Annotated in this window: 8 protein-coding genes; 6 read left to right on the forward strand and 2 right to left on the reverse strand. The window is 33.6% G+C overall.

What is annotated here, in order from left to right; genetic code table 11:
- The first annotated feature begins 423 nt into the window (after positions 1-423).
- From V0410_RS01560 to V0410_RS01585, 6 genes are all read left to right on the forward strand, one after another.
- Positions 424-1974, forward strand: coding sequence for a T9SS type A sorting domain-containing protein (locus V0410_RS01560; RefSeq protein ID WP_330746029.1), 1551 nt, complete (start codon positions 424-426; stop codon positions 1972-1974).
- Between the two features lie 3 nt (positions 1975-1977).
- Entirely contained in the window at positions 1978-5130 is a 3153-nt protein-coding gene (locus V0410_RS01565) for a hypothetical protein (protein WP_330746030.1), read from the forward strand.
- Positions 5131-5134: 4 nt separating this feature from the next.
- Positions 5135-8650 (forward strand): DUF6443 domain-containing protein, encoded by a 3516-nt coding sequence (locus V0410_RS01570; RefSeq protein ID WP_330746031.1) that lies wholly within the window; start codon positions 5135-5137, stop codon positions 8648-8650.
- Entirely contained in the window at positions 8644-9300 is a 657-nt protein-coding gene (locus V0410_RS01575; RefSeq protein ID WP_330746032.1) for a hypothetical protein, read from the forward strand. The genes V0410_RS01570 and V0410_RS01575 overlap by 7 nt, the downstream gene beginning before the upstream one ends.
- Positions 9301-9495: 195 nt before the next feature.
- Positions 9496-9621 (forward strand): hypothetical protein, encoded by a 126-nt coding sequence (locus V0410_RS01580; protein ID WP_330746033.1) that lies wholly within the window; start codon positions 9496-9498, stop codon positions 9619-9621.
- Between the two features lie 278 nt (positions 9622-9899).
- A complete protein-coding gene (locus V0410_RS01585; protein ID WP_330746034.1) occupies positions 9900-11066 on the forward strand; it encodes a hypothetical protein in 1167 nt (388 codons plus the stop codon).
- A 591-nt stretch (positions 11067-11657) separates the two neighbouring features.
- Here the strand turns inward: V0410_RS01585 and V0410_RS01590 are convergent.
- Positions 11658-12752, reverse strand: coding sequence for a transposase (locus V0410_RS01590; protein ID WP_330746035.1), 1095 nt, complete (start codon positions 12750-12752; stop codon positions 11658-11660).
- A gap of 1 nt (position 12753) precedes the next feature.
- Positions 12754-13575, reverse strand: coding sequence for an RNA polymerase sigma factor (locus tag V0410_RS01595; protein WP_330746036.1), 822 nt, complete (start codon positions 13573-13575; stop codon positions 12754-12756).
- Positions 13576-13682 lie beyond the last annotated feature (107 nt).

Below are 13682 nucleotides of genomic sequence, written 5' to 3' on the forward strand. Positions count from 1 at the left end.
CAGAAGTTAGGAGCTCATTCGCAACTTTGAAAGTCCTGATGTCCTAACAAAGTTGCTGCTTCGCTCTGTGAGACTTTGATTTTTACCAAATAATATGGTTGAAGTTTGTTAATCTAAATCTGAGTTGATACATTTTTCTTTTAAGTCACATGCCAGAGTATCTACTAGTTTACTTTTATTAGCAAATATTTAGCTTTCTTTATAAACCGAAAATAATACGACACATTTAGTCGCTTTATTTAAATACCTTTGCCTTGTTAAAGAAATTTAATACCCCTCTTTGGGATAAACTTTAAAAGTCATAATTTTGTGAGCATTAAAAAACAAACATAATCATGAAAACAATAATTACACTCGGTAATTTATTTATTTCTATATACACAATAAATTAATCAACATTTACTTAACATTAATAACACAAGTATGAAAGAATTCTACATGTGTGCATTATCTTTATGCACTACTATGGGCATATTTGCTCAGGAGGTACTCTGGCAGAAAGATATTAAATCCAATTCTCAGGATTTTTTAAGCCAGGTCACTACGACAATTGACGGACAGTACCTTATCACGGGGAGTAGCATTCACACTGATAAGCTCCAAGAAAACAGCAAACAAAATAACGGTTACGATTTGCACCTGATTAAATTAAACCAGCAGGGGGGACAGGTTTTTGAAAAATATTTTTCTGGAAACAATCACGACTATTTATCTTCAACGGTTACTACCCAGGACGGAGGTTTCCTGATTTCTGGAACTTCATATTCAGGAAAAGGACTTGATAAAAAAGACGATTCTAAAGGAGGCTCTGATATCTGGCTAATCCGAATCAATGAATTTGGTGATGAATTATGGCAGAAAACCTTAGGAACGTCTTCAAATGAGGAAGCAAGAGTTGTGATTCAGACTACAGATCAGGGATTTTTTATAGGTGGTAATATACAAAACTCTTCTAAAGGTTATGGCTCAAAAGATGTCCTGATTATTAGATTAGACAAGAATGGAAAAACACTATCTGAACAAACATTAGGAGGGCGAGGTTTAGACGAAGTAGAAAAGATGATACCTACTCGTGATGGAGGAGCACTACTTGGAATTTATTCCAGAAGTTCTATAAGTGGAACAAAGAAAACAGAGAACTTCGGTGAAGGCGACTACTGGATTGTCAAGTTAGACAAAAACGGAAGGGTAGAATGGGAAAAGAATTTTGGAGGAAAAGGAGATGATCATATCAGAACTCTGGCATTAACTTCAACTGGTTTTATTATTGGTGGAGAATCCAGATCGGAAAGATCAGGAAATAAAACGACAGGCCTTGAAGAAGGTTCGGATCTTTGGCTGATTTCCTTGAGTGAAGGAGGCGATGAACAGTGGCAGAAATCCTTCAATTTCAAGAACCGTGATATCCTGATGGGTATAAGTGTAGTAAGCGGGAGGCTGGAAGATGGAAGCGAGAAGTCTAAAGGTATTCTGCTGGGAGGTTTTACTCAGGCTGAAGGAAGAATACAAACTGATGATGAAACTTTCTGGATACTTTACCTGGACCAAAACGGAAATGAGCAGTGGAGAAAGCATGTAAAAGGAGAAACCAAAAAAAAGGAAGAAAGACTTTCCGATTTAAAATTGAACAGAGACGGGTCTATTGTTCTTGCAGGTACAAGCGCAGAAGAACTCGGTAAAGAAAACTGGAAAATTGTAAAGCTGGGTGACAAACAGCTAGATCAATTAATTGAAAAATATGATATCAAGATTTATCCAAATCCTGTGTCTGATTATGCTTACGTAGAAATTGGCTTTGACTTTAAAGATGCAGATATTTTGTTATATGATATGAGCGGAAGACAGCTTCAAAGTATTAAAACAAAGAATAAAGTGACAAAGATAAATACAAAGGCTTTGGTACAGGGTGCTTATCTGGTAACTATCAAAACTGACACGAATAAAATGACAAATGCTAAATTGATTAAAAAATAAACAATGAATAAAAGATTAACAATATTATTTTTTTCACACGTATTCCTATTCTACCTTTCACAGACAAAACCTCCTGAGAGCTATTCATTAATGAGAGGAGTAAATGAAAATATTAACTTAAATAGAGGACTTGTAGATCTTACTATTCCTTTATTTGACATTTCGGAGGGAGGGTTTAAAATCAGTAATAGTCTTACCTATGAATCGAGAGGATTTGTTCCATATCTATACCCAAGTTATGTAGGACTGAACTGGAATCTCAACCAGTTTGGAAAAATAACCCGCGAGTCTAAAAAAATAGATTTAACAACCACGACAAGTAAGATTCTTAATCCTTTTTATGGAAATTCAGACAGTAGTTTAAATGATTTACAATATTCTTCATTTCAGTATGACGATGTTCGCAGTTACGATAGAAATGACTGCATCAAGACCATTTACGCTAATAATGCAAAGAAAAAAGAAATATATGATAATGCCGGGGATTATTATGCTACGAATCAGTTTCAAGGTATAGGAGGCTATTATGGAAAATCTTATAACTATGAGCCAGATAAGTACTATTTTGATTTTATGGGATATAAGGGTTATTTTGTTGTAGACAATACTATGAAGCCTATTGTTTATTGTGAAAATGCATCTTTAAAGGTTGATATATCAGGAGTAAACTGTTATGATATTTTTGGAAATATTTCTTTTTCACAATTTGTAATACATGATGATAAAGGGAATCAGTATCTTTTTGGAGGAAATACAGATGCTCTGGACATTAACTATAGCTATAATAGATTTACTTATTACATTCCTGTAGATACTGCGCCTTTTACCTATCAAGGATCTAGCTCAAACCGTACAAACTATATTGATTCCTGGTTATTAAAGAAGATTGTTCTAGCCAATGGATCCGAAATTAATGCTTATTATAGACAAAATGATCTTACCGTACTTAATAATTACAGAGGAACATATTCTGGGTATAATGGTAATGAGAGTATCAATTATACTCAGGAGAATAATCATGTTTATTATATTAATGAAAACACGGGATTTCCTGCCAAGCAAACCCTTTTACAGAATAATCTTTCTGTAAAGCATTCCAGATCTATAATGCGTGATTTTGATAATGTTATGGAAAGCTTCGAAACTCAGGTAGATACATATACCAAGATGGCAGTATTAGACAGTATCAGTTTTAATGATGTTACCATAGGATACAAATACCATAATACCCTTAACCCTCTGGAACTTAGCAATAACTACCTGGATGAGATCGTTATGAAGAAAAAAAATAAAACCATCAAAAAAATAGATCTAATTTATCAAGAGCTGGGGAGCACAAATAAAAGAACTTTTTTAAAGCATATAAATAACTCAGCAGGTGAAAATATTGGATTTGATTATTATAACACAGATGATTTTCCTGCATATAAAAACAGTGCCATACTAACCCACATTGGAGGTGTATGGAATGGAAGCCATTCTATTTATTACCCTCCTACTGCCACTCAATACCAGAACTCTTATGATACAGGTTTATTAAAGAAAGTCACATATCCTACTAAAGGAAGTACCACCTATAGTTATGAATTTTCAGATTATTCAAAAATAATGGCTTATAGTAAAAATTATAATGGTATCAATATACTTGACTACCAGCATTCTCTTAATGCTCCCAGGTTAAAAAAGAAAGTCGAAAGCAGCATGCCTAGTGATAGTGTTGTAACTAGATATAGTTATTTAAATGATGCAGGAGCCTCTTCCGGAGTTTTAGAAGCAGGAAAGCTATATTCGGTTGCCGTCATCAATGATACTTATTTAAAAAATCTGCTAGGTCCTGTAGCTCCAAACATACAAGGTCTAGTAAAATACAGTTTAGTTAAAGTCTCTACCGAAGGAAAGGGTTTTAATAAGCTATACTTTAGTGATTATGTAACAAATTCCGACACCCTTACCGTTAGGTATGATCATCAGGAACATGAGTATCTCTCCAAAAGCAATGAAAGGGGAAAATTATTAAAAGAACTGGTTTATAACAATAATAATACTTTGCTTAAGGAAACCATGTATAAATACCGGAACTTCCTTGGTAAGCTCCCTGTGATAAACACTATGGAGAATTGTACAAATTGTAAAGTATCTGATTTAAATTATTATATAAGTGTAAAAAGTGAACCTATTATGTATAATAATAACAATTACTACAGCTATAATAATAGATATACAATGTATGTTCCGGTTATTCCTTATTTATTAAGCTCTCAGACGACCAAAGAATATTTTGGTGATAAGGTTATTGAAACGGTTAAAAAAAATATATATAATGATAAATCAAATAACTGGGGTTGGCATCCTTATCCAATTGAAGAGTCATTAACCTCACCTGTTGGAACAGTTACAAAAAGATATTTATTTGCTCCAGATTTGCTTAAAAAAGATTGTCGAGGATTTATGGGTTGCAGGAACGAAAATTCTGCTGTTGGTGCACAATGGGACATCTATGATGGGATGATTGCTTCTAATTATTTTGTTCCACTGGTAGAGATGACCAAAACTACAGATAGTAAATTTTCGCTTAAAGAAAATCTATTTACAAAGGGAGCTACCTTTTTATACGCCCCAAAGAAAATAAGACATTCATTGGCAAATGCTGTATCAGATTTTGACAATTATAATATTTCTTTAGTAGATAACATAGTAGACGATATAGATTTTAATGTATATGACAACAAAGCAAACAGTCTTCAAAGTACAATGAAAGATGGCATTCCTGTGACTACAATTTATGGATATGATCAAACATTACCAATTGCTACAATTACAGGAATATCTTATGAACAGTTGATGCAAATATTTGGATTACCAGTAACCTCTACAGGATATTTAAGTTTAGATATTGTTTCTAAATCTAATACTGACAAAGACGAGGCAGGTGAACAATTATTGCTTACTGCATTGAATAATTTTAGAAATAATGCTTCATTATCTGGATATCAGATAACAACCTATACCTACGATCCTTTAATTGGAGTAAGAAGTATTACACCACCATCAGGAATAAGGGAGAATTACCTCTATGATTCAGCAGGTAGGCTTCAGAAAGTAGTGGATGTAAATGGCCAGATTGTAAAGGAAATGAAGTATAATTATAAAAACTAAACTGATGAAAAAACTCATAATACCGATGGGAGCATTACTCTTATCGAATATAACCTATGGCCAGCTTTCCACTATTTCAAGCAATGAAAATTATATTCAAACTAAAACATATTTAGATTATAATGGAACTACGGTTACCAAATCCTCAGAAACGGTACAGTATTTTGACGGGCTGGGAAGACCCAAGCAGATTGTTAAAGTAAAAGCATCACCACTGGGAAAAGATGTGGTTACTCCTATAGAATATGATCCATTTGGAAGACAGGTTATGGACTATCTTCCTGTTCCCCAGGGAGGTACTTTAAACGGAGCTATTACCCCTAACCCTTTAAGCAATCTCTCCAATAGCCCTTATGGCAATGAAAAGATTTATTCTGAAAGAGTTCTGGAAAAATCCCCTTTAGATAGGGTTCTGGAACAGAAACAGGTAGGTAATGACTGGAACGGAAAATCTGTGAAGTTCAGCTATGACACCAACGGATTTAATGAAGTATATCAGTTTACCACGACCACAAGCTGGGTAGATGGAGCTACTAAAAGTGCACTGAGCTTATCCTCTGCCACGGTTTATGCCCCCAACCAGCTTTATAAAAACTCTGTCAAAGATGAGGACGATAATGAAACCATAGAGTTTAAAAACGGTAAAGGTCAGGTTCTATTGGTAAGGAAAATAAAGAGTTCTTCGGAACATATAGATACCTATTATGTTTACAATGAATATGACCAGCTGGCTTTTGTTATTCCTCCACTGGCTGTTCATAAACCTATTACGGATGATCTTCTCAATACCTTATGCTATCAGTACCGTTATGATGGCAGGGGAAGACTTGTGGAAAAGAAGCTTCCCGGAAAAGGCTGGGAATATATGGTGTATAATAAAGCTGATCGGCTTATCCTGACCCAGGATACGGTTCTTAAAGGAAAAGGACAATGGCTTTTCACTAAATATGACCAATTTGGAAGAGTGATTTATACTGGAATAACAGGTAGTACTTCCAGCAGGGTATCAATGCAAAACAGTGCCAATATCAATGTTAATTTATATGAGACCAGAACTGCTACAGCTGGTTTGACTTTAAATGGTATGCCTGTATATTACACTAAGGTTTCCACTCCTACCAATGTTACTCAGGTGTTAAGTGTTAATTATTATGATACTTATCCTGCCTACAGTTTTAATCCGGCTTTTCCTTCAACGATTCAGGGAGAGCCGGTATTGACTGAAACTCCTACAGCTGACGGAAGAAGCACCAAAGGACTACCTGTAATGAGTTTTGTAAAGAATATTGAAGATAACAACTGGACAAAGAACTATACCTATTACGATCAGAAAGGAAGAGCTATTGGAAACCACTCCACTAATCATTTGGGAGGATATACCTATACAGAATCCAAACTTGATTTTGCAGGAGTTACGAAACAGACTGTAACAAGACATAAAAGACTTAGTACGGATACTGAAAGGGTCATTACGGAAACCTATGATTATGATAATCAGAACCGCTTGGTTACCCACAAACATAAGATTGATAATAATGCTGAAGAAATTCTGGCTCAGAATACTTATAATGAACTTTCCCAGTTGGAATCAAAAAAAGTGGGAGGAGTTACCGCTTCTTCTCCGCTTCAGCAGATAGACTACAAATACAATATCCGTGGGTGGCTAACTCAGATTAACGATCCTGCCAATTTAGGAAATGACCTGTTTGGGTATAAGATCAATTATAATAAAGTGGAAGGTTTGGAAATTCCTAATTCGGATTATCCCAATCAAAAAGTAAAACCGAGATACAACGGAAATATTGCAGAAGTATCCTGGAAAACATTAACTGAGGAAAATGAACCACTGAAAAGATATGGTTATGTATATGATCCATTAAATAGACTTTCAGCAGGATTCTACCAAAAAGCAGGTAATGAAACGGCAAAAGAATATTTTGAAAAGATAGAATATGATCTTAATGGGAATATTGCGAGATTGCAAAGATCAGCAGGTTTATTGACAGGCAGTACTATAGCACTATCAATTGACAACCTTAAATATGACTACACTGGAAACAGACTTACAAAAGTTACGGAGGAACAGATAGGAAACAGCGACGGTTATCCGTATTTAGCTACTCATAATATTATTGGTTATGATGATAATGGAAATATGACCTCGCATAAGGATAAGGGCATCACTGATATACAGTATAACTCTCTGAATTTAGTCAAAAAGTTTAGTTATTCATATGGTTCATTTTCTTACAAATATAGAGCTGATGGAGTAAAAGTAGAAAAAGAATCTTATTTCATCATTCCGAACGAAACATATCGAGTTCATTATTTTGATGGATTTCAATACTCTGAATATAATGATAGTAAAATATTTGGTCTTGATTTCGTACCTACTGCAGAAGGCTATTTCGATTTCAGAAAAAATTTATACATTTACAATTATGTTGATCATTTAGGAAATATAAGGTTAAGTTATTCTGACTCAAATAAGGATGGAACAATTCAACCAAGGGATATGTCTACAGATCACTGTATAGACTTAGGTAATGGTATGACAGGCTGTACTGCAGTCTGGATTCCAGGAGAAATTGTTGAAGTTAACAATTATTATCCTTTTGGATTAAAGCATGAGGGATATAATAATTCTAATTTAGGATTTACGCCTTATCAGTATAAGTATAACGGAAAGGAGCTTCAAGAGTCGGGGATGTATGATTATGGGGCGAGGATGTATATGCCGGATTTGGGTAGATGGGGAGTAATAGATCCACTAGCTGAAACTTCAAGAAGATGGACTCCATATAATTATGCGTTTAATAATCCTTTGAGGTTTATTGATTCTGATGGAAGGAAGGCAACTGATTGGATCAGACAGGATGGCGTCTGGCGGTATGATCCTAATGTCACTAGTGTAGAACAGGCTCAAAAAATAAAAGGAGTAGACGGCTTTGCTAAGAACGGGACAGTACTTTCGAATGTGAGCGTAGACGGAGGAAAGGAATCTGCTTATGCACAATTAAATGAGGGAGGTTCTATAACAAAACTTGCTGCAGATGATCTGGCTTCCATGAATGCAATTGTAGATGCACTACCAATGTCTTTAGGTGGTTCCTGGACAACCTGGACTCAAGAGACATTCCAGATTTTTACAGGTGGGGCAAATGAAACAGATCCTGAAACTATGAAAAAAGTTTTACCTGGAGACAAGCTTGAAACAAACAATATGTTTGAGTATATATTGAACGGATTTAATAGATCACGTTCTCCTGACCTAGATCAATTTGCTATTGATATGCAAGGAATTGGAAATCCTTTTAATTTCAAGAGTAATGATAGTACTGCTTTAGTGGAGCAAATCTCAGATTCTCCATTTTCTTATTCAAGAGATACAATAAAAAAAGTTCCTACTCAAACAAAAACTAATGACAGTATTATGTTTAATAAAGCTGTTAAAAATGTTAATGATCAAAAGTTAAAAAACTTTTATAATAAAATAAATTTTCTAGGCAAAAAATGGTAGTAAAAAATAATAAAAGAACGGCGAAAAATTTTCTTTTACTTTTAATTATCTTTTTCTCTTTTTCATGTAAAAAAGATGATAAAAAGTTTAGTAAACAAGTCAATATTCAGAATATTACTAATGAACATAATTATGCAATTAGTAGTAAAAAAGAAAATGATTCAATAATTTTAATTAGTGGTGAAAGTAATCAATATACTTTGCAAGGCTATAAGAATGTTAAAAATAATGAAAAAATCGGATGGTGGAAAGTTAAGGATAAAACTAACGATTTTTTGTATGAGATTGAGTTTTTGTCAGTAAATATGGAAAAAGAAAATCAGATTAAATTTTATGAAAAAGGTAAATTGATAAATCGATTTAGTCAATATTATGATGTTATTTATAAGAATAACGGATATGAATTTAAATTTTATTTTCCAAAGTATAAAGATGAAAAAACCAGAGTAGAATTTAATTATATGACAAAAAATAATAATACCATAGAAGATAAAAGGATCGATTGTAAAACCGAAAATGACTATTATATATGTTTTATTCCTGGGGAAAAAAAAGAAAAATCAATTGCAGGGGTTGCAACATTTTTTTCTGAAAGTGAAAATAAAAAAGAAACAACTTTTTCATCTGTAAGTATGTTTGTTAATAATTAAAGCTTCGTGCTGGCGTTGCTCTCACACGAATTGTTCATAACCACTGCTGTTTTTGCAGTGGTTTTTGTGTTTAATAAGAATTTTGAATTTTTTATAGTTGTAGTAATGAATAAAAAATCATGATGGAAATGTTAAAGAGTTTATGAAAAACAGTGGGGTATACCCAGCAATATATGTCCAAGATTATATCCATGGATGTATTACAGCCGCAAAAAAAGAGGTAATGTAAGGATTTATGATAATAAAGGGAAGCTGGCTAAAGCTTTAGACTTTCCGGTAGAAGATGTCAAAGAAGAAGCCTTCCAGTATTGTTCAGAATAATGATAATCTGATCTTCAATGATAACTCTGGTGATTATAATTATTATTGCAGTATAGAGACTGAAATAGATTATGCATCACTGCTTTTTTATGTTGCATTTAGTAGGCGAAAGATAACCGAATAGATGGAAGATCGATTAATATATGATTTTGAAAATCTTTGAATAATCCGTATCTGATAGATACGGATTTATTTATTATTAAAGCCAATAGATGACGGTTAAAGCCAAATGAGTTTTATTATTTATATGTAATAATAAATGAACTATTTTGTTAGATATGAAAACGTCTATCAATTTTAAGGCAGTCAAAACAGATTCCGAAGCGCACAATTTCAGAAGAAAAACTTTTGATTATATAAAAAAAGATCTTACGAAAAAAAATGAATATTGGGTAGAAAGTAAGATTTCAGATAGGCTAATATCAATAGAAGATTATTGTAAGGAAAAGTCTGGAAGAAAATTACAAAAAAATGCATTACCCATTAGAGAAGCTGTAGTCGTAATTAAAGAGAATACAACAATGCAGGATTTGCATAAGCTTTCTAAAAGGCTTGAAGAAGAACTGAGAATAAGAATTTTTCAAATTGCTATCCATAGGGATGAAGGGCATTATGATAAAGATTCTAAAGAATGGAAATCCAATTATCATGCTCATTTAGTAGCCGACTGGCAGGATTTAGAAACTGGAAAAACATTGAAGCATCAATCCTTTCACTATTCAAAAATGCAGGATATTACGGCTGAATGTCTGGAAATGGATAGAGGTGTTTCAGGGTCTAAAGTACGACTTGAAGCCATAGAATTTAAAATTCAAAAAAGAGAAGAAGAACTTTTGTTGCTAAACAACAAAATAACAGAAATAAAAGCAACGCTCAATTCTAAAAAGTTTGAAGATCTTATCGTAAAAGAAAATGACTTTCTAGGCTTTAGTAAGATCAAAACAGATAAAACGATTGAAAACTACGAGAGAGCTTTTAAATCATATAATACAGAACTGCTTAAAAATAAAGAAACTCTTCAATCCAAAGCTAAAATAATTACTGAGCTTCAACAAAAGAATATTGAGTTAACCAAAGAAGTTTCACTACTAAAAAACAAGCTGTCCACTATTCTGTCTAATATCACAGCGTATACAAATGAAAAGGACATTTATTTCAATTCAGTGAAAGATACAATTATAAAGGCCATACGGTTTGAAAAATTTAAACAGCCCAAATTATTCGATACTACCAAAGAGAAACTCATATCAATAGTTGATCGTATTTGTAAAAAATTTTCTGAAGAGAATAATATTCCTTTTTCATCACTGGAGGAGATTTTTAGAAATCCTGACAGCAGCTTAGAAATTTTTTCGTTATTGAATTTTGATAATCATGGAACAAAGTATAACACCGAAGATATTCAGGTTCAGCAAAAAAGGAAAAAGATAAAGAGGTCACAGTAGAACTGTGTAAAAATTCATAAAAGAAAACGAAGGTATTGTTTCAGATTTTTAAAAGACAAGTTCAAGTCCAAAGGATATGCTAAAAAATCTCCACCTTGCAGGTCGTATTTTTCATCATAAACTTGCTTTTTAAAATCTTTCATAATGAATTTTGTGCTTTCTTTTTTTCCTTTTTCTTTTGAAAAATATAATTGATCGTCGGTGAATTAGGGTAAGAACTCCAAAATTTTCAATGGAAAAAACAATTAAACGACTATTAAAATTGGAAATATATTTGTTTTTAGATCCTTTTAGAATATTTAATACAGCATTAATAATTTAGCCAGATAACTCTATTTTGTTCAGTCAAAAAATTATATTTCGTTTCTTCCTTTTTGAGAAAGAAATTTCTTCTGATTGAGTCAAGAACTAAAGCCTCTTGCTTTATTCAAAACATTATTGTAAAGCGTTTTATGTTTCTCTCTTATATATTTTCTGTTCAATATTATAAGTAAGAAAAGAACCCACGCCGTTGTATATACTATCATGTATTTAGTGAGAGTTCATAACCTCACCCTACGGGTGTACAAGCACCCTCGTTATTTTTTTTAGCTATCCAATGATTAATTCGATACCAGCTTTTTCTGCTTTATATTTTATTTTGGTCTGTAATTCATAATAACTCCAGTTGCGAAGCACAAATTCCTGTTCTTTTGCGATACCAATTTTGTCCTCTTGATTTTTAAGAATTAGTGTGCCCGCCTGTTGTTGGATGCAGAAATCGATAAGCTTCCGGCTGTACACATGAAGTCGATGACTTACATATCGGCTCTCCAAATTTTCAGTTTTATACAATGCCTTTTGTTTGCGTTTAGCTCCTTTTCCCGAGCGGGCATAAGCAATGCCGCTTTGAATTCTCTTTTGACTTGCCTGAATGGCGAGCCTGCGGTATAAAAACTCTTCTTTTGAACCAATATTGATTCGTACATTATTGGCTTTTGCTACGATAGGATGTTCAAGAGACAGGGAAGCTTCTGCAATGATTTCAGGTTTTAAATAATGTTCTTCCTTTTCAAATTCAAAAACTGCAAGCCAGAAGATTTTCCTGGCTTTCAGTTGAATCTGTGATGTACAAAGCTTGATCTCTCCCCTTAAAAGCCGTTCCATCATAAGGCGCTTATCAGAAAAGTCTCTCCCTAAATATGTTTTAACAGGAATTGCAAACATGTTGAAGCAAAAGGATTTCGTTCTTTCGTCATATCTCATTTTGCTGATACATTTAACAGGAAGCGGGATTGGAATGTTTTTTTTATAGTTTCTCAATGATTTTGTTCCCTGCCAATAGTCGGTTTTATTTTTAGAGAAAGTAGATTGAATCGTATGGTTGAGACTCCCTAGAATATCGGTAGGGATTTCCCCTTTGAATCGATCAAAGACCATTCTTGCTGTGCTGTTTGTTTTCGAACGGTTAAACATTCCCATTTGATCTTTTTTTTCATCAGCCAACTTGTATTGAATTTCTTCGGTGAAGTAAAAAAAATCCTTGATCATTTCCTGAACATACAGATGGGAAGCTATTAAGTTTGCCGCTCGGAAACACCTATTCTGATAACGGTAGAGCTTGTCCCACACTTCATTTTTTTTTTCTGACGGGACATCAATCAGCAACTGAATTTTTCGGGTAAGTATAGTCGTTGATTTTTCCATTTCAAAAAGGGATTTGAGAGATATTTCGATTTTGTAGAAACTGATAAGCATATAGAAATTCTAGGTGGACTTCTTTTTCAGAAAGTTTGAGTTCCCTGGCAATTATTATGAAAGAAGATTTTTGCTCAAACCTTCTTTTTAATATCTCGAGCTGCCGGTTACTGAGTTGAGCTGGCTGCTCTTCATTATCGTAAGCTTTTTTCTGTGGCTGTTCAAAAGAACTTCCTTTAATGATTTTCCGAAGATCATCTATGGCTCTGTTTATTTCATTGCTAATATCCTTTACACTGCTTCCCATTGCTTCTGCAATGGGTTTGTACCGAAAACCATAATGAAGGCAAAGCTCGATTAGTTTTTTTCTTTTGGGGTTTATCACCTTTAATACCTTATTGACTTCATCAAAATTTTTTTGATCTGACTCCTGCTGAAGAAGATGTTCTTTATCTTGCAGAGGATCATATCCGATAAGATAATCCTGATAGTTCTCAAAACTTTCAAGTGACGCTGTTAAGCGTGCGAATTTATTTTTTGGAGTGCTATAGTACGTTATACAGTCTCTTTTCAAAACAAACCGTAAAAAGCCAAGAATATGATTAGGAGTTTCAATGGAATCACGGTGTAGCCACAATTTAAGGAAGACATCCTGCACAAGCGTATCCACTACAAAATCATCATCGAGCAGTTGCTTTCCGAGCCAGAAAAGAAGTCTTTTGTATCGTAAATGAATATGTTCTAAAGAGGTCGGATTGCCTTTTTTCAGCAGTTCATATAACTGGTTATCATTCAACATACGGGGCAATGGTAACGAATCTGTTCTTTTCATAAGCAGTGTATTAGCTGAATTATTGCTGGAAGGAACTGCTTAGATAAAAAGAATTCACTACATCTTGCTCAAAAGAAAAGGCGTGGAACTCAACTTATTGACTAGAG

This window comes from Chryseobacterium sp. CP-77 (assembly GCF_036362765.1).
Lineage (GTDB): Bacteria > Bacteroidota > Bacteroidia > Flavobacteriales > Weeksellaceae > Chryseobacterium > Chryseobacterium cupriresistens.